The organism is Gluconobacter frateurii (assembly GCF_002723955.1).
Lineage (GTDB): Bacteria > Pseudomonadota > Alphaproteobacteria > Acetobacterales > Acetobacteraceae > Gluconobacter > Gluconobacter frateurii.
This window is the reverse complement of sequence record NZ_BEWN01000001.1, coordinates 250,847-268,850: the sequence shown is the minus strand read 5'-3', so window position 1 is coordinate 268,850 and position 18,004 is coordinate 250,847. Positions and strand designations below refer to the sequence as shown.

14 protein-coding genes are annotated in these 18,004 nt (G+C 57.8%); 9 read left to right on the top strand and 5 right to left on the bottom strand.

Translation table 11 applies throughout. The annotated features are described in order from the left end of the window. Position 1: 1 nt before the first annotated feature. The gene (gene rimP / locus GFR01_RS01145) at positions 2–616 is read right to left on the bottom strand and encodes a ribosome maturation factor RimP (RefSeq protein WP_099180956.1); all 615 of its coding nucleotides are present in this window, start codon (positions 614–616) and stop codon (positions 2–4) included. Between the two features lie 202 nt (positions 617–818). Between rimP and GFR01_RS01140 the strand changes: the two genes are divergently transcribed. Genes GFR01_RS01140 through GFR01_RS01130 form a run of 3 tightly spaced genes read left to right on the top strand, consistent with a single transcriptional unit; the run spans position 819 to position 3,630 of the window. Continuing rightward, the gene (locus tag GFR01_RS01140; RefSeq protein ID WP_099180955.1) at positions 819–1,421 is read left to right on the top strand and encodes a hypothetical protein; all 603 of its coding nucleotides are present in this window, start codon (positions 819–821) and stop codon (positions 1,419–1,421) included. 31 nt (positions 1,422–1,452) lie between these two features. Next, positions 1,453–2,703: an AAA family ATPase gene (locus tag GFR01_RS01135; protein ID WP_063904390.1), complete on the top strand. Its 1,251-nt coding sequence runs from the start codon at positions 1,453–1,455 to the stop codon at positions 2,701–2,703. Positions 2,704–2,706: 3 nt separating this feature from the next. Next, positions 2,707–3,630: a hypothetical protein gene (locus tag GFR01_RS01130; RefSeq protein ID WP_099180954.1), complete on the top strand. Its 924-nt coding sequence runs from the start codon at positions 2,707–2,709 to the stop codon at positions 3,628–3,630. A 46-nt stretch (positions 3,631–3,676) separates the two neighbouring features. Here the strand turns inward: GFR01_RS01130 and GFR01_RS01125 are convergent, their stop codons facing one another. After that, complete coding sequence (locus tag GFR01_RS01125; RefSeq protein ID WP_099180953.1) at positions 3,677–5,245, bottom strand: ABC transporter substrate-binding protein/permease; 1,569 nt, start codon at positions 5,243–5,245, stop codon at positions 3,677–3,679. Next, on the bottom strand, positions 5,242–6,030 hold the full coding sequence (locus tag GFR01_RS01120) for an amino acid ABC transporter ATP-binding protein (RefSeq protein ID WP_373317574.1): 789 nt from the start codon (positions 6,028–6,030) through the stop codon (positions 5,242–5,244). Before GFR01_RS01120 ends, GFR01_RS01125 begins: the two co-directional genes overlap by 4 nt. A gap of 170 nt (positions 6,031–6,200) precedes the next feature. Between GFR01_RS01120 and ccmA the strand changes: the two genes are divergently transcribed. The 4 genes from ccmA (at position 6,201) to GFR01_RS01100 (ending at position 12,808) form a co-directional block, all read left to right on the top strand. Next, entirely contained in the window at positions 6,201–6,830 is a 630-nt protein-coding gene (ccmA, locus tag GFR01_RS01115; RefSeq protein WP_099180952.1) for a heme ABC exporter ATP-binding protein CcmA, read from the top strand. Continuing rightward, positions 6,827–7,492 carry a heme exporter protein CcmB gene (ccmB, locus tag GFR01_RS01110; RefSeq protein ID WP_099180951.1) on the top strand — a complete coding sequence of 222 codons (666 nt, stop codon included), beginning with the start codon at positions 6,827–6,829 and terminating at the stop codon, positions 7,490–7,492. Before ccmA ends, ccmB begins: the two co-directional genes overlap by 4 nt. 231 nt (positions 7,493–7,723) lie before the next feature. Next, complete coding sequence (locus tag GFR01_RS01105; RefSeq protein WP_099180950.1) at positions 7,724–9,346, top strand: Hint domain-containing protein; 1,623 nt, start codon at positions 7,724–7,726, stop codon at positions 9,344–9,346. Between the two features lie 147 nt (positions 9,347–9,493). Next, positions 9,494–12,808, top strand: coding sequence for a S41 family peptidase (locus tag GFR01_RS01100; RefSeq protein ID WP_099180949.1), 3,315 nt, complete (start codon positions 9,494–9,496; stop codon positions 12,806–12,808). Positions 12,809–12,853: 45 nt separating this feature from the next. Here the strand turns inward: GFR01_RS01100 and GFR01_RS01095 are convergent, their stop codons facing one another. Further along, the gene (locus GFR01_RS01095) at positions 12,854–13,384 is read right to left on the bottom strand and encodes a cytochrome b (protein ID WP_099181577.1); all 531 of its coding nucleotides are present in this window, start codon (positions 13,382–13,384) and stop codon (positions 12,854–12,856) included. Between the two features lie 123 nt (positions 13,385–13,507). Between GFR01_RS01095 and GFR01_RS01090 the strand changes: the two genes are divergently transcribed. Both GFR01_RS01090 and GFR01_RS01080 read left to right on the top strand, forming a co-directional pair. Then, positions 13,508–14,086 (top strand): YqaA family protein, encoded by a 579-nt coding sequence (locus GFR01_RS01090; protein ID WP_167384182.1) that lies wholly within the window; start codon positions 13,508–13,510, stop codon positions 14,084–14,086. Between the two features lie 474 nt (positions 14,087–14,560). Then, positions 14,561–15,928: an MFS transporter gene (locus GFR01_RS01080; protein WP_218016645.1), complete on the top strand. Its 1,368-nt coding sequence runs from the start codon at positions 14,561–14,563 to the stop codon at positions 15,926–15,928. Positions 15,929–16,024: 96 nt separating this feature from the next. Here GFR01_RS01080 and GFR01_RS01075 read toward each other — a convergent pair whose 3' ends face one another. Then, positions 16,025–17,995 carry a transglycosylase SLT domain-containing protein gene (locus tag GFR01_RS01075; protein WP_244902099.1) on the bottom strand — a complete coding sequence of 657 codons (1,971 nt, stop codon included), beginning with the start codon at positions 17,993–17,995 and terminating at the stop codon, positions 16,025–16,027. Positions 17,996–18,004: the final 9 nt, after the last annotated feature.

Below are 18,004 nucleotides of genomic sequence, written 5' to 3'. Positions count from 1 at the left end.
ATTAGTTCTTCTTCCCCGGCTTCTTCGGATTCAGTTTCGGAACGCGAGGCGCTTCGCCATCACTTTCCTCGTCGGACGAAACGCCTGACAGGGCAGCACTTGCCTCGATCAGGGCATCCGTCAGCACCAGACGAGCCTTGCGGACTTCCGTCAGCGGCAGCTCTGCCTCGGTACCGTCATCCAGACGGATAACACCTTTGCCATCCCGCGCGCCCATCACCGTTCCGGAGAAGCGACGACGGCCATTTAACGGAACGTCAAGTTCTGCCTTGGCCAGATGACCAGCGAATCGGTCCCAGTCCTTGGCGCGGGTCAGCGGACGGTCGATCCCGGCGGACGACACTTCCAGCATCCATGCGCCTGGAATTGGATCATCAACGTCAAGGATCGCGCCCACTGCGTGACTGATCTGCTCGCAGTCATCCACGGAGATCAGAGAACCGTTCGCACGGTCAGCCATGATCTGGATGGTCGGGGTATCCCGCCCGAGAACGGAAAGGCGGACGAGCTCATAGCCCAGATCCGCCAGAGTCGGCGCGATCCGCTCCGCAATACGGGCTTCAAGACCCGTCAGGTGGGGCAGTTCGATACCGGAAGATGTGTTCTGTTGAGGCAAGACAAAAAAGGCGGCCCGTCAGGGCCACCCCCCGAAAAGAGCGGAAGATGAATGGAATGGCATCTATTTAAGCCTTCACTCCCCTCAATGCAAGTAGAAGCACAGGGAAGCTGCCATGCAGGGGATTCGAAAGATTTGTTTACATTTATCCGGGCGCAGAATGCTTGCTTTGGAAGGCCCGTCGGGGTGAGATGACTATCCAATGACAGCCCAGCCCGAGCCTAAACCACAACTTCTCCCCCAGCAGGAAACGCCTCGCAGTCGTTCACTCTGGGCGGGAGGAACCCTTCTGGCCGTTGCATCCATCGGGGCGGGAGCTTTTTTCTTTACGCACTCTACTTCAACGCCAGCGGCGGCAACACTTGCTTCCCCATCTGGCAATCAGACAGCCAGCGCTGCTTCAACCTTCCAGGCAGATGCCCAGCTTTCCATGATTGCTCCTGGGGACGCTCCTAAAGCATTGGCAGGCACCAGTTTCACGGAACAACAGAAAAGCAGCATCCTGGCTGCCGTCAGACGGGGCGACATGCGGCTTGTGGAGATGCCTGTTCTTGATGGCGCAGGCGTTACAGGGCAAACCGTTGATGTTACAGTGTCGGGGTTCACGCAGCGCATTGTGCTGACAGGGCAATTCCAGCACCTCGTACTCCCGATTGCGGAAGCAGCGCAGGTCACGATTGATCCCGTCACCATGCCTCATGCCCCCGCCCTCACCATCGGCGCCCTGACCGCTCTTGGCCCCGAAGCCCTGCCAAGCCTGACTGCGCTGACCCAGCGTATCGTGCTTGACGTGATTGTTCAGTAAAGGCCTCCCGGTGCTTAAGTCGATCGTCCCCATGCTCAACCGGGCCATGCCACTCATGATGGCGGCCTTCCTGATTCTGGCGGTTATTCAGGTGGCCGTCATGCTACATCTGTCCTTGGACGGACTTTGGCGAGCCATAGACTGGATGCGCCCTGCTTACCTGCCCCTCGCCGGGACAGGCGCAGCACTCACTGCTCTAGGCCTCGCCTATGAAACTTCTGCTGAAAAACTGGCGCGCCGTGGGCTGCGTCGGAGGAAAGGTTTGATCATGGATGTTCTCAGCCGGCTGACCAATCGCGGCGCCCTCGAAGAACTCATGGCCCGCGAACAGCGCGAAACCGTCATTGATGCGGAAGAACTCGCCGCGTCCCTCCGCGCCCGTGTCATTGGACAGGATCGCGTCTGCGAAGATATTGCCCAACAGCTTCGGCGGCGCCTGGCCCTTCAGGTTCGTGGCAAGCCTGTCGGAATTTTTCTGCTGGCTGGCCCCCCTGGAACAGGCAAGACCTATCTGGCCAAACAGATCGCAAAGCAGATGGAACGGCCCCTCCTGCATTTCGACATGACGCAGATGTCGAGCCCTCATGCAGCAACCCAGCTTTTTGGTTCTCCGAAAGGCTATGTGGGCTCTGACACGTTCGGCAAGCTGACGGGCGGTCTCAAGGATCAACCAGATGCGGTCGTTCTGCTGGACGAAATCGAAAAGGCCCACCCAGATGTCTTCAAAAAGTTTCTGACCGCCTGGAATGACGGCCATGTTACGGAAGCCTCCACCGGCGAGCAGGTTTCTACCACACGCGCCATCTTCATGCTGACGTCCAACATCGCAACCGACGCCCTGACGGAAATTGCAGACCGGCTTGAAAATGAGCCGGACAAGATGCGCGCCGAATCTGTGGAGGCCCTCAAACGGGCTGGCTTTGCTCCGGAAGTTCTGAACCGCCTCGACCGGATCTTTGTTTTCCGTGCCCTGAGAGGCCTGGATCTGGCACGCGTTGCGGCTCTGGAAATCGAAGCCATGATTGAAAGTTACGGCCTCCATGTGGAGACAGGCGGCATTGATGCCGCCCTGCTGTTCCAGGTCATGGTCAAGCAGAAGAATCTTGGAAGCGGGGCCAGCGCTCGCGATCTGGTGCGCTCCATTGAGGATATGGTCAGCGAAAGCCTGATTGTCGCACGACAGCAGGGTGCAAAGATGGTCCGGCTTTCTGCCGGAGACGATGGCGTCAGAGCTGAAATCTCAAAGGATGCCGATGTACAGCTCGGTCGCCTGAGCCACTGATCCATGACAGCATTTGGTCGACTTTGGCGCCGTGCGCCGCTCTGGCGCACAAGCCTTTTCGTTATGGTCGGGGGAATGGGAATGGCAGCATTCTTTCCTACCCCCACACTAAAGAAGCATCTTCCATGGCTTCCGGGAAAAGCCCCGGGAACCAGTTCTGCCCCTGTACAATCCGCACAGGGGAATGGCGGCGGCGCGCCGAACAATAGCCCTGATAGTGTGACGGCCCCGGATCCCGCCATTACCCAACAGGGGGGACTACGTCTGGCTGGCCGTATCATTCCCCTTCCAGCCGGAGACTGGCACCCTATTCTGGCCGCCCGCACCGGACCACACGGCGAGATCTCTCAACAGGTTCTGGCCAGAACCTCGCTTGGTGTCGTTTCGGGCGTCATAGTCGTGGAAGCCAGCCAGCAGCCCCTCCCGCCCCAGGCTGTGGATGATCTGGAACGCCCCTGCCATGATGACCGGAACTACGCATCCCAGATTGTAGAAAAACAAGGGATGGTGGAAGAATGTGCCTATATCGGCAATGCGTTCATCATGCCCGGGTCTCCCAACGGCAGCCCTTTTGTGAGTGCAGCTTTCGATCGGATGAACACGCTGGGCTTTCCCATCCCACCGCTCATGATCACGCTCGGATGGTATCACGCCGCGGCGCAAGGCACTCAGGGCGTCCAGATTGAAGCTGTGGAAACTCTGATTGCCCCAATCGAGCCCGGCTCACGCCAACTTCTGGCGCCTCCGCCCGTCTGGACCAAGGATGGCATCAAGGCCAACCCTGCCGCACAGAAATTCATTTCCGACGTCAAAGCCTGGATGCCAGGATGGACGGATCTGGTCCGCAAGGGGTTCGATGGCAAGCTGGATGCAAATGCAATCCCCATTGCCCCCACCAGAGATCCGTCCGCTCCCAAAACGCCTTGAAAGGCATGGGCCACTTCCAGAGTGGCCCAGCACGAACTTCGGCCGTTTAATGATGCCCTATATTGCCGCCCATGCTGCGTCCCATACGGCGTTCTGCCATGCGGGCCAGACGCACAAAGGGCAGGCCCAGCAACAGATAGGCAGCCCCCACCATCAGGCCAGTTCCGAAATAATCATAATAGGTGGATGACAGGCGCACATAGGTCTGGCTGAGTTCTGTCAGGGTAATGACGGAAACGAGCGAACTGTCCTTGAGCAGGGAAATGAAGTCGTTGGTCATGACAGGCACCACCGTGCGGAACGCCTGCGGCACAACAACCAGACGCAGGGCCTGCCAGTGCGTCATGTTCAGAGCAATCGCCGCTTCCATCTGGCCCCGCGGAACGGACAGCAGACCCGCACGATAGTTCTCGGCTTCATAGGCGGCGTAGTTCAGTCCAAGGGATAGAACGCCCGCCATGAACGGTGACAGACGGATACCGAACGCTGGTAGGCCATAGAAAATGAACAGCACCTGAATCAACAGCGGCGTGCCACGTACGATTTCTACGTAGAAACCCGCCGTCAAACGCAGCACGGCTCCGCCATAATGCCGGGCCAGCGCAAGCAGCAAGCCCAGCGCTACCGCAAGGACCATGGCCAACGCGGAAACGGCCAGCGTCATGAGAGCGGCCTGACCGATCAAGGGCAGGAAACCAACATAACGGTGAACCAGAACTTTCCAGTTGTTTCCCGTCGTGCTGGCCATGGCGGCCCGATAACGGTCCCATTCCGCCGGAGCGATATCCGGATGAGTATGGTCGCCGGTGTAGTTCTCCATAAGAGGAGTCCAGAGGTTCCAGCGAGCCAGAATCCGATGGAGTGTCCCGTCCTGAATCAGTTCACCAAGGGCCGCATCAACCTGATCACGCAGGGCCCGGCTTCCGGGCGCGAAGGCAATGCCATATTCCATGCTACCGATAGGCTCACCCACCAGCTTCATGTCGTCGGAAATGCTCCCATAGTACATCGCGATTGGGGCATCCAGCAGGATCGCATCCAGCCGTCCGTTCCGCAGATCGGAAAAGGCGTTCGTTTCTTCTTCATAAGAGCGAATGGTTGAACCACCCTGCCGACGAAGCATACGCTCAGCCGTCGTGTCCTTGATGGTCCCGATCTTGTGCCCTTTGAGAGCCTCCATCGTGTCGAGGCCGGTCTCGTCCTTGCGCAGGATGATCCGCTCGCTCGTCACATAATAGGGACGCGAGAACAGGACGGCCGCCTTGTGCTCCGGCGTCATTTCGATGCCGTCTACGACCATGCTGTAAAGATCGCGGGACAGACCGGGGATCAGGCCATCCCAGTCATTCTGAATGAAACGCCCCTTGCGGTGCATTTTCTCAGCAATGGCATTGACCAGATCGTACTCGAAGCCGGTCATGCGGGACTCATGTTCCGGATCATGGAACACGTAAGGCACATTGGCCTCACCGTCCGAGGCCCAGGGCAGGTCCGTACTGTCCTTGGCTCCCGGAACGACCAGCGGTGTGGCCGCCTGCTCGTCAGCGGCTACGGCATGAACGAATGGCACAAGCGTGAGCGCCAGCGCAAAAAGACACGCGAAGAACTTGTTCATGACAGCAGCGTCCGCAGGAAGCGCCGTGTGCGCCCCTCTTTCGGGTTGGCGAACATCAGGTCCGGGTCACCGCTCTCCACGATTTCCCCGCCTTCTACATAAAGCACCCGGTCTGAGGCGGCTCGGGCAAATCGCATGTCATGCGTCACGATAAGCTGGGTCATGCCGTCATCGTCCAGATCCCGCATGACCGACAGAACCTCTTCGGAGAGTTCCGGATCAAGCGCGGAAGTCGGCTCGTCGTACAACATAACGGAAGGCTTCATGGCGAGCGCACGGGCAATGGCAGCACGCTGTTTCTGACCGCCTGACAGACTGTCTGGATAACGGTTCTTGACGCCAGACAGACCAACTTTCTCCAGCAGGCCACAGGCGGTGGCCTGTGCCTCATCCCGCGAGATGCCCTTCACGTGCATGGGCGCCATCATGACGTTATCGATGACGGTTCTGTGCGGGAAAAGATTGAAGGCCTGAAACACCATGCCGACATGCGCACGCAGCCGATGGGCCTGTGCTTCGTTGGCACGCGTCCAGTGCTTTCCGGTGCAAGTCAGGGTGACGTCTTCAATACGGACGGTCCCTGCATCAGGATGCTCCAGAAAATTGAGACACCGCAGGAATGTGGACTTGCCACAGCCTGAAGGCCCGATGATCGAGATCAGCTCGCCACGTTCAACATCAAGTGACAGACCACGAAGAATTTCGTTGCCATCAAAAGACTTGGCGATTGCGCTCGCCTGTAACACCAGATCAGTCAGTTCCGGATATCCCTTCAGAAGACGCACGACCGTTCCGTCGTCCAGCCCTCATAACGAACCTCGCTACAGCTATCGAGACCTTTCCTTCACCTGACTGCGAGAATTCACCATATTGCAGCTTTTCGGACGCCCCTTGCAGTTCTTCCCTTCAGGGTCTCTAAGTCTGGGAGGACTGTGAACGAGACAGAATACAACACATGACACCCCAGCCTCCGCCTTCCGCGCTTCCTCCGCCCCTTCTGGACGTCCGGGATGTCACGGTGTTCCGCGGAGACCGACTGGTGCTTGATGGTGTCTCTCTCTCACTATTTTCTGGGGATGCGATGATCCTGACCGGCCCGAACGGTGCCGGAAAATCCACACTTCTCAGAACCATCTCCGGACTACGCAAACCGGACGGCGGAACGGTCGAACGCCAGACGGAGCTCGCCTGGCTGGGCCATCAGGATGCACTGAAGCCCGGACTGACGCTGACCCAGAATCTTGCCCTCGCTGCAAAATTAGGGACAGGACACATGCATGAAGTCTTGGAGACGCTGGACCTGACATTTCTGGCGGACCTGCCTGCGCGCCTGCTCTCTTCGGGACAAAAACGTCGTGCTGCCTTTGCCCGCGTCATGCTGTCCGGTGCCCCTCTCTGGCTTCTGGACGAACCCACTGTCGGGCTGGACGTGGCGAGTATCGAACGGCTTGGCGCAATCATGGCAGAGCATCGCGCCAAAGGGGGTGCCATGATCGTCACCACGCATGTTCCCTTGCCCCTTGAAAACACCCGTTCGCATGAGCTGCCGTCTCTCGCGAATGCTGAACCGCTCTGGCTGTCATGACTGCTTTTCTTGCCCTGATCGACCGTGACCTCCGTATGGCCTACCGGTTCGGTGCCGATACGCTCGCATCCCTACTCTTCTTTATATTGTGTGGCAGCCTGTTCCCGCTGGCACTTGGTCCTTCCCCGGACCTGTTACGCCATATGGGACCAGGCATTGTCTGGGTCTGCGCTCTTCTTGCCTCCCTGCTTCCACTGGACCGTCTGTTCGGCTCAGAACTGGAAGACGGCTCCCTTGATCTGCTCATGCTGACTGGCCTGCCCGCCTATACCGTAGCGTTTGCCAAGATGATCGCTCACTGGCTGACAACAGGCTTGCCTCTGTTGATCGCCGCTGTTCCGCTTGGGATCATGCTGGGCGTCAAAAGCGGCGAACTTCCCCTGCTTCTTCTCGGATTGATGCTCGGCACGATGTGTCTGTCTCTACTGGGCGGCATGGCAGCGTCTGTGGTGCTTGGCGCCCGGCGTGGAGGCGTTCTCCTGCCGTTACTGGTCCTGCCGCTTGCGACACCTGTTCTGATTTTCGGTGCCGCATCGTCTTATGCAGGTCAGCTCGGAGCCTCTCCCGCAGCCGGATTCGACCTTCTGGGCGCCTGCCTTCTGGCCATGCTGCCGCTTTGTCCGCTTGCCGCCGGGCAAGGACTCAAGGCTGCTGTCGGATAAATTCCGACGCTCTAATCTTCTCATTTATTTGGACTTTTATGGCTGCTCCCTTTTCAGGAAGCTAGCAACCGCGTCGTGTGCCCTAGCTTACCCATTCATGAAATGTTTGTATTTTTTCAAAATGCAATTGACTGTTAGTTTTGTTCGAACGTAATAATGCGCACCTTCTGGCCGTCAGTTCGGTTGTCCGCCACGGCCATACCCAGACATATTATTGATTGGAACAAACACGTGACGAACACCGTAGACTGGTCTTCAATTCCTCAAGCCGGTGGCGACCTCGGAACTGACGGGCAGGAAACCATTGTTACGGGCAGCCCCGCCACTGCCGTAAACAGTCTCACCATTCACGGAACGGTAGATCTCAACAACAACAAGACAGTAGAAGTCCAGCAGCTCACCCTGAGCAGCAACTCCCTGCTTGTTATCAATGCCGGTACGAACTTCAAGCTGAATGCCAGCACGCTTCCGGCAGGCACAATCAAGGTCAATGGCGGTTCCTTCACGGACACCAACGCTTACAGCGCTTCTGGTCCGCTGACTTTTGAATTCGGCTCTCCGGAAGCGGGAAGCTCTGTGAGCGTTAACGCCTACGCAACCAATGTCAGCTTCTCGAATGTTGCACCCGGCGATACCATCACATTCGTGAACTCCTACGGCGCTGTGAAGCTTGTGGATGCAGGCGATGGCGTCATTACCGTTACGGACAGCAGCGGCAAGACGCTCAGCACCATTTATTCTGCCAAGAATCCGCAGGGCACATATTACAAGGCTGCAGATTTCAGCTCTTCCAGCAGCGGCAACAACTCCACACTGACCTGCTTCCTGACGGGCTCAATGATCCTGACACCGGCTGGTGAAGTTGCTGTTGAAAACCTTGAAGCTGGCGACAGCGTTATCGTGAATGTTGCCGGCAGCGAGGAAGTCCGCCCGGTCGTATGGGCCGGTCGCCGCAGCATGACGGTTCGCGCCGATCTTCCGGCTGATGAAGCCGGCTATCCGGTTCGTATCCTTGCAGATGCCATCGCAGCAGGCGTTCCCCATCAGGATCTGCTGGTCACTCCTGAGCATTGCCTGTTCCTGGATGGCAAGTTCATCCCTGCCCGTATGCTGGTGAACGGTCGTTCCATCCACTACGATCTGTCCATCACATCCTACGAGTACTTCCACATCGAGACGGCAGAACACTCTGTCATCACGGCAAATGGTCTGCTGACCGAGAGCTACCTGAACACCGGCAACCGGAGCTCCTTCCAGCAGGATGGTGCAGTGGTCAGCATCGGTGGAACCGTTAAGAACTGGGCAGAAGATGCCGCCGCTCCACTGACAACAGCTCGTGCATCGGTTGAGCCGGTATTCCACGCCATTGCGGCACGCGCCAAGGCAGCTGGCGTGCGTGACAATTCTCAGTCCGTCACACTGACAGAAGATGCAGACCTGCACCTCGTTACAGAAGATGGAACGATCCTGCGCAAGATGCGTGAGACCAATGGCTACGCCATGTTCATGCTTCCGCAGAACGTCCATAGCGTGCGTCTGATGTCTCGGACGAGCCGTCCTTCAGACGTTATCGGAGCGTTTGTGGACGATCGCCGCCAGCTCGGCGTGCTCGTTGGCAGCGTTGTTCTTTATGACGCAGGCAGCACGACCAGCCTTTCCACTCACCTGAAGGAAGAGACGCTTTCCGGCTGGAGCGCCCTGGAAAACCAGACCGCACGGTGGACGACTGGCAATGCCGAGATCCAGATTACGGACCGGGCTGCACACAGCATCGCCATGCTGGGCGTGCAGATCCTCTCGAACAGCCAGTACATCTCTTCTGAAGCAAAGATAGCTGCAGCCCTGACGGCCTGATTTAGCCTTCTTTTGTAAGTAGAAAACGCCAGCCTTTCGAGGCTGGCGTTTTTGTTTTAGGCGCCTGAAATAAAGACTGCCATCTCGACGTCGATATGAAACCGCCGCATCATCGGGGCAAATTTCATATCAGAAGTCTTGCTCACCATGCGGTTTTCCCTTCGACGCTCCCTTCTTTCATGCGCAGCCCTGTTGGGATGCAGCTACGGCCTGACAGCCCAGGCAGAAACCGGATATTTCAGGGAACCGTCCCTCACAGGCCAGACAGTTCTGTTCAATGCGGAACAGTCTGTGTGGAGCGTTCCTCTTGGAGGCGGCACCGCCCAGCGCCTGACCAGTGCACCCCATGGGGCCAATGCTGTTGACCCGCATCCCGTTCTTTCCCCGGATGGGGCCGAAATCGCATTCTTGGCCAATTACGATGGCCCGACAGAAATCTATGTCATGCCAAGCTCAGGTGGCACACCAAGGCGCGTAACATTTGAGAACGCTCCCAAACTGCTTCTGACTGGTTGGGATGCCCATGCAGGTATTCTGTACGCCATGCCGGATGCGACCGGCCCCTACTACAGTTACAACGTTGCGTCCCTTGATCCGAAAACAGGCATCAAGCATGTCTATCCCTTGGCTTACGCCAATGACGCCGCCCTCAGCCCTGACGGAAAATGGCTCTATGCCGTCCGCTTCGGGCTTGCTGTCACGGGCGATCACATGCGGGCCTATCGTGGGGGCAGCCTCTCCCAACTCTGGCGCTTTGATCTGCAGTCCGGGAAAGAAGCCGAACGGATCGGGTCACGCACGGCCAATCTCATTCACCCCATGCCCTGGCGTGACCGGCTGATCGTGATTTCTGACGAGAACGGCCGCTACAATCTCTGGAGCCTCGCAACGGACGGAACGGATGCGAAGCAACTCACCCACTTCACGGATTACAGTGTGCTGGAGGCCTCCCTCTCTGGAGACAGTGTTGTCTTCCGGAAGGGGGCAGACCTTTTCGCTCTGGACCTGACATCCGGGCAGAGCAAACAGATCCCCATCACCTTGGTCTCGGACAATGCGCCGCGTGCGCCTTACTGGCTGGACCGCCCGACACGCTTCAAGACGTCTGAAGCCATCTCCCCCAAGGGCGATGCGACAGTTTTCACCATGCGTGGACACACAATTGTCGCCGCAGCCTCGCCTAGACGCCTGATCGTTATTCCGACCGCCGATAATGTGCGCCTGAGACTGGCCCATGTCACACCGGACGGAAAATCCGTCATCGCGTTCAGCGATGCTGGCGGAGAATCCGCACTCTGGCGTTTTGCAGCCGATGGCAGCGGCAAGGGCGAGGCATTGAGCCAACCTTCCTCAACCGAACCCGTCGCGCTGGCTATCTCCCCAGATGGAAAATACGTAGCCCACACGGACCTCCTCGGTCGTCTGTGGCTCTTCAACCTCTCCAACAAGTCCGAGAAGCTCGTGGATGATGCCACTTCGGACGGAACGAATGTTTTCGACGCACTTTCATGGTCAGCAGACGGAAAGATTCTCTCCTTCGTCAGAACCCGTGGCGCGGGACTGCGTCGGCAGATTGCCCTTTATGCACCGGAGACTGGCCGAACAGGCTGGGTCACCGGAGACCGCTACGACTCTTATAGCCCAACGTTTTCTCCAGACGGAAAATGGCTCTGGTTCCTGTCTGACCGGACCTTCTCCCTAGCCAATGATTCGCCGTGGGGAGATCGTAATCTTGGTCCGGCGTTTCCTCATCGCACGGGAATCTATGCCTTGGCGCTTCAGGCTAACGATCACTTTCCGTTCCAGCCTCCGACCGAGCTGGATCACGATGACCGCAAGACCAAGCCTGAACCCGAGGATGGGGAGAAGGCCAACAAAAAGACTCCGAAAAAGCCCTTGCCCGCTCTTGAGTGGAACGGACTGGCAGACCGCCTCTTTCAGGTTCCGGTTCCCGCAGCGGACTATCATGGGCTGGGAGCTTCAGGCGATTTCCTCTTCACCATGGATGGCACCGGGGAAGACACGAACCCTCTGAAGTCCATTCATATCGATAATAACGAGCACAAGGTCGAAACCTTTGCTCCGAAGGTTGAAGACTTCGACATCTCGGCAGATGGCAAAACCATCATGACCGTCACGCCCCGCCCGAAGCAGACACCGGAGGTGATGCTGCTCCCTGTCGGCGCGAAAAAGCCTGACGATGTTGCAGGCAAGACCGTCAGTCTTGATGGACTTCGTCTGAGGATTGACCCGGCACAGGAATGGAGCGACGAATTCGTTGATGCTTGGCGCCTTCATCGTGATCATTACTATGACCGCGATCTGCATGGCGTGGACTGGAAAGCCGTCAGAGCCCACTTCGCACCGTTTGTGGACCGCCTGGGAGATCGTGCCGATCTGGATGACCTGCTCGGCCAGATGGTGGCAGAGATTGGTGCCATGCACTCCCAGCTCCGCCCGGCACAAAGCCTTGAAGAGCCCGCCACAAACCTGATCGCGGGGTTGGGCGCGCAACTGACTCGTGAAGCCCAAGGCTTCCGCATCACACATATCTATAGAGGAGATCGGGATCTGCCGGATCAGCAGTCTCCGCTTGCAGCACCCGGCGTAGATGCTCAGGATGGAGACCTGATTGTGGCCGTTAACGGTCAGCTAACTGTTGGCGAACCGGATCTCTCCACCCTGCTTGCCAATCAGGCTGGAAAGCAGGTTCTTCTCACGCTCTCCCGTAAGGGCAAAGAGCACAAAGCCGTAGTGACAGCCGTCAGTTTTGCCAAGCAGAAATCCCTTCGTGCACGCGATTGGGAAGTCAGCCGCGCGGACGTCGTGGATCGCGCGAGCCATGGTCGTATCGGCTACCTGCACCTGCAAGCCATGGTCGGAGACGACATGGAAGCTTTTGCCCGGGAGTTCTACGCCAATATCGACAAGGACGGCCTGATTGTTGATGTCCGCGGTAACAACGGCGGCAACATTGACAGCTGGGTTCTGACCCAACTTATGCGTCGGCCATGGATGTTCTGGAGCCGCTACGGCAACGCCCCGGCCATCGATATGCAGCAGGCTTTCCAGGGACATCTCATCGTCCTCGCAGACGAGAGAACCTATTCAGACGGCGAGACCTTCTCGCAGGGAATCAAGTCTCTTCATATCGCGCCGGTTCTGGGCGAGCGCACGGCGGGCGCGGGTGTCTGGCTTTCCGACGGGGATCGCCTGATTGATAACGGAAACGCCCGGACGGCCGAAAATCCGTATTTCGATATGAACGGGCATTGGCTGGTCGAAAACAAGGGCGTTTCGCCGGACATCGAAGTCGAAAACATGCCGGTTGCGACTTTCAACCGGCAGGATCAGCAGCTTGATGCGGCGATTGCCTACCTGAACAAGCAGATGACCGAACATCCTCGACCCGCGCTCAAGGCAGAAGCTTTCCCGCCAGAACAGCCTGCGCCGCCGAAGTAAAGCGCAAACGATCCAGGCCTCTGCTTTCGGCAGAGGCCTTCTTTTTTAGAGCATCATCTCCATGACCTGATCGCGCTTGGAAAAACGGTGCAGCAGCGCCGCCACAATATGCCCGGCAATCAGAACACCCAGTATCCAGGCGGAAAACTGATGCAGCACTCCCAGGGTCGGAGCCAGCAGAGGCGTTTTCTGGATAAGAGCTGGCAGATGAACGATCCAGAGCATCTGGACTGGCGCTCCATGAGCCGAAGTCATGAGCCAGCCTGTCAGAGGCGTACTCAGCATCAGAAGATAGAGGCATCCCTGCAGAACGCGAGCAGCAATCCGCTGCTCCTCAGGAACGCTGTCCGGCAGAGCGGGCGGTCGATGCGTTGCCCGCCACGCCATTCTCAACACCACAAGAATAATGACCGTTGAGGCAATTTCCTTGTGAATGGACAGCAGTTCCCCTTTGAGCGGGGACGGTCCACGCGGCAGAAGTCGACCGGCCGAGAAACCGATCATCCAGACAGGAATGATGATGGCCGCCATGCCCCAATGAAACAGGCGGGCCGTAAGAGAATAACGCTGGGGCACAGAAAATCCGTTTGGTGACGAAAGAGTATTTCTACTTTCCATATCCCGGATGAAACACCAACGGATTTCCATTCAGCGCCTGGGAGGATAGGAAGTCCTGACGTTTCTCCGCAGGACCAGACCGTGATCAACTCTCTCTACCGCCGCATTACCGACCTTGCCGCCTCTCCCAAAGCTGTATGGTGGCTGATCGTCATCGCCATGGCGGAAGCCTGTGTCTTTCCCATCCCGGTGGACCTCATGCTAATCCCCATGATCCTGACCCGGCAGGACCGCGCATGGTTCCTGGCCTCTGTCTGCACGGCGGCAAGCGTGGTTGGGGGCGTTATTGGGTGGATTCTTGGGGCTTTCCTGATGAAACACATCGGTATGCCTATCGCCCATTTCTACCATGCGGATGGTCGGATTTTGGCCCTGGAGGAGATGTTCCGTCGCTATGGTGTCTGGATCATTCTCGGGAAGGGTCTGACCCCCTTACCATATAAATTTGTCACACTGGCCGCCGGGGCTGCGCACTATCCCCTCCTGCCTTTTATCGCAGCAAGCATCGTTACCCGTGGCGCACGTTTCTTTCTGGAAGCATATCTTCTCAAGGCATTCGGGGAGCCTGTCCGGGAATTTATCGAGAAACGCCTGACCATAATTTTGCTGATCCTGCTGATCGTGATCATTGCTGGTGTGGCACTCGTCGAACTCTTCTGAGCCTATAGTCACACTCAAGCACCTATTTTTCATACAAAATAACATAAATATGCTTTGAATATAACAATATCATGTTATCCTTCCGACGATCGTAAACCTCATACGGTCATCGGTTACGGCTTTCCGGCAGTTATAACTGCTCCCCACTCCTTGCCGTCCCCTCCGCCTCGCCTCCAGCGACGCCGAGAGGATCGCAGGAGCTGGATTGCCAGTCTCCGCACGACAACCCGAACACCCATTCCCGCTGTCACAGGAGCTTGCAATGTTCAGAAGAGAGACCAGCTTTAGCGCTAAACGTTTTCAGATCCTGCCGACTGCCACGCGTGCGACAAGCGTGTTCAGCGGACTCGAAGCACAGTTTCTTGGAATGGCTTCCCCCGGAATCGTCACACTCCGGGACGCTGTGGATGCCGGGGATTCTCGACCGATGACGCCGTTTGAGGACAACTTCCCTTCACGGAGGCATGACCATCCATGAGTGCCACAGAGATTTCTCCGCCCCACCGACCACTCATCACCAAGTCCCGCGTGCTCTGGGGCATGCCGGTGATGTTGTTGTGGGGCTATATTGCCGTTGCCCTGTACATGACGGGTGACGGCATTGAAGTCGCCTTTCTTGCAAAATACGTCACGCAAATTGGCTTCACGCCGAAACAGGCCGGGATGCTCTTCACCATTTATGGTGCAACAGCAGCCATTTCGAGCTGGCTGTCCGGCGTACTGGCCGAAGTTTATGGTGCGCGTCGCATCATGGCGATCGGCACGATCTGGTGGGCGCTGTGCCATGTGGCCTTCCTCGGCCTTGGTCTAGGCCAGCATTCCTTCCCGATGATGATGCTGTTCTATGGTCTGCGCGGCTTTGCATACCCGCTGTTCTTTTATGCTTTCTTCTTCTGGATCGTTCAGAAGACACCCGATCATCGTCTGGCATCCGCCATTGGCTGGGTGTGGTCCATGTTCACGCTGGGTTACGGCATCATTGCCTCGTTCCTCCCAAGCTGGACCATTCCGGCCTTCGGCTTCATGCCGACACTGTGGATGTCCCTGGCCTGGGTTCTTGCTGGCGGTGCCCTCGCCTGCCTGACCATCCGTGAAGAGCCTTCCGAAGCAGCGCCTTTGGCCGCCAAGGTTCCGCTGAAGGATCAGCTGATCGAAATCAGCCGTAGCCTCACACTAATTGTGGAAAATCGCGACATCGCACTGGCGCTCATCACGCGCGTTATCTGCAACCTGTCCCTGTTCGGTTTCCCGGTCATCATGCCCCTGTTCTACACGTCCCCGGAAGTTGGCTTTACCATGCCGGAATGGCTGCGGATCTATGGCGCATTCTTCCTGGTGCAGCCTGTGACGAACGTGGTGTGGGGCCTGATCGGAGACCGGATCGGCTGGCTGCGGCAGATGCGCTGGTTCGGCTTTGTCGGATGCGCCATGGCCAGCCTCGCCTTCTACTTCATTCCGCATCTGATGCCAGGCAACATGTTTACTGCCATCATCGGCGCTCTGTTTTTAGCTTTAACGCTCAACGCCTTTGTTCCCATGGGCGCGATCTTCCCGGCTATTGCTCCTGACCACAAAGGCGCAGCCGTGTCGGTGCAGAACCTTGGTGGTGGGCTGAGCAACTTCCTCGGCCCGGCGCTGGCAACGCTGTTCGTGACCAGCTACGGCACACAGGGCGTTGTCTATATCTACGCTGCCCTGTACCTGCTGGCCGCCGTGATCACCTGCTTCATTCGCCTGAACCAGCCGAAAGGCGCCAATGCAATGGAAGTGTTCTCTGCTGCAAAAGCTGCTGCAGTTCATGAGGAAATGAACGATCTGGGTCTTCAGACACAGAAAAGCTGAGGCTCGGAAAACAAAACAGCCCGGCGTATTACCGCCGGGCTGCCCGATAACAGAAACGCCGCCCTATACTTTTAGGGGCGGCGTTTTTTGTAGGGTTCAGTTCAGGGCCAGTCGCTCATGCGCAAGCGCCATTTCGGCCCCAAAGGACGGCCACTCAGCGTGGGTCAGAGCCTTGAGAGACGGAGAAGAGAGTCCCATCCGCTTGGCGTAAAGCCATGTATAGGTGAGCGCACGGTGTACATAATCGCGCGTTTCGGTATTCGGCAACGTTTCCATGAAAAACAGGGGATCATGCAGATCTGCCGTTTGGGCGCTCTCCCACCGCGCAATCGCACCTGGCCCCGCATTGTACGATGCCAGGACGCGCACGAGATCCCCGCCCTCAGGCTGGGCTGCCTGTGCCGTATGGCTGGACTGGTTAGCAAGATACAGGACGTAAAGCTGACCGATCTCAAGGTTGGAGGCCGGATTGTGCAAACGACTCACCATATCGGGCGGCACCGGAATCACAGCCATACCATGAGCATCATAGGTTTGGTGATGAAGCGTGATGAAGCTCGCCGTGACAGGGCGGATCTGCATCAGACCATGCGCCCCGGCTCCCGACGTCGCAGCCGGATCAAAGTTGGATTCTACCCGGGTCAGCGCATAGACGAGCGCCGGATTCATGCGGAAGCCATGATTGGGACGAAGACGAGGCATTGGAAGCGCCGTAGCAGATGTATCCGGATGGCTTTCGCCGTCCATGATGAGAGACGCCAACTGTTCAGACAAATCCTCGAAACCAGCGGCCTGTGCGACAAGCTGAAGTGAACGCGCACGCGCGCTGTCAGCAGCAATATCAGGCCAGATACGCCGCATCAGGGCTTCGGCACGCGCACGCTCTCCGATCTGCAGAAGGGCGAAGAGCTGCCGTCCCTGTGGAAGAGCGCCAATAGCCTCGACATCGATTTCACCGAGAACGGGCACTGGGTCACGCAGGGTGATTTCGATAGGGCTGTCCGGCAAACGGGCATGGCCCTTACGTCCCAGGTCGAGCGTCTGGGCGGCCAACATCCCATAGAACGTCTCGTGATGGTTGGCTGCACGATGCAACCACGACACATACGCCGACATTGCATGACGGCGCGCCTCCGCACGCGCAGCCCAGAAAGCGGCGGCGGCATGAAGCTCCTGCGAAGTCACCGGAGCATTGGCCGCAGATTCGAACAGCTCATACGCTGCATCGATATGGCCTTCCCGCCAGGCAGCCAAACCCGCCACATAAGCTGGCAGCCCGACCTGATGGTCCCCGCGCTCAAAACCCGCGCATCCATGACGCAATGCGCTTTGGGCTTCGCCTTGAGACAGCAAACTTAGGGATATTTCCCCGTAGAGCTGCGCAGCGTAAGCCGGTGTCATACCTGGGGTGATATCCACAAGATGCAACGCACTGGTCGCGCCCTTGAGGCCCTGTATGGCCCGTTCCTGCACTGTGCGGTCCAGGAGAGGATTCCGGGTGAACGCCCGTGCCAGCGGATCTGGAGGGGAGTTCGGGGACATATGCACCGTCTCAGGCCGGTCATCGGGTGCGAGAGAATGCACAAAGGACTGTGCCTGCACGGAGCCCGCTGATGCTGTTCGGAGTAAAAGACCCTGAATAGCCGGGGCATCTGGCTGCGTTGAGTAAGTTTTCAGCCAGTCCCGGAGTTGATCAACTGCCGGATGCGCGCCTGGCGCCAGATAGCGATCTGCCAGAACGTCTGCGAGCAGAACACGATCTGTCAGAAGACGCGTCAGATCGTTCGCCGTTTGCAGATCGCCACGGCGTTGGGCCTGAAGAATCAGGCGATATCGGTTGGCCACAGTGGCCGTAAGAGGGTGAGGCAGCGAGACGGTACCGTCTCCACCAAGGGAGGGGCGAGCTTCCGCAAACGCTGTTTCGTCACCTGCATGATCTGGTTGGGGCGGTTGCAACCGCACGCCTTCAGCACGCGCCGGGGAGAATGTTCCACCGGCCAGAATCAGCACACTGACGAGCAACGCTCGCGCCGTGCTACCTGAGATGAAAGGGGTAATCCTTCGCATAGCAGCGGG

What these genes read in the sequence shown, in the direction of transcription:
- GFR01_RS01140 (WP_099180955.1), top strand. Translation starts at nt 819, where the DNA reads ATGACAGCCCAGCCCGAGCCTAAACCACAACTTCTCCCCCAGCAGGAA.
- GFR01_RS01135 (WP_063904390.1), top strand. Translation starts at nt 1,453, where the DNA reads ATGCTCAACCGGGCCATGCCACTCATGATGGCGGCCTTCCTGATTCTG.
- GFR01_RS01130 (WP_099180954.1), top strand. Translation starts at nt 2,707, where the DNA reads ATGACAGCATTTGGTCGACTTTGGCGCCGTGCGCCGCTCTGGCGCACA.
- GFR01_RS01125 (WP_099180953.1), bottom strand. Translation starts at nt 5,245, where the DNA reads ATGAACAAGTTCTTCGCGTGTCTTTTTGCGCTGGCGCTCACGCTTGTG.
- ccmA (WP_099180952.1), top strand. Translation starts at nt 6,201, where the DNA reads ATGACACCCCAGCCTCCGCCTTCCGCGCTTCCTCCGCCCCTTCTGGAC.
- ccmB (WP_099180951.1), top strand. Translation starts at nt 6,827, where the DNA reads ATGACTGCTTTTCTTGCCCTGATCGACCGTGACCTCCGTATGGCCTAC.
- GFR01_RS01100 (WP_099180949.1), top strand. Translation starts at nt 9,494, where the DNA reads ATGCGGTTTTCCCTTCGACGCTCCCTTCTTTCATGCGCAGCCCTGTTG.
- GFR01_RS01080 (WP_218016645.1), top strand. Translation starts at nt 14,561, where the DNA reads ATGAGTGCCACAGAGATTTCTCCGCCCCACCGACCACTCATCACCAAG.
- GFR01_RS01075 (WP_244902099.1), bottom strand. Translation starts at nt 17,995, where the DNA reads ATGCGAAGGATTACCCCTTTCATCTCAGGTAGCACGGCGCGAGCGTTG.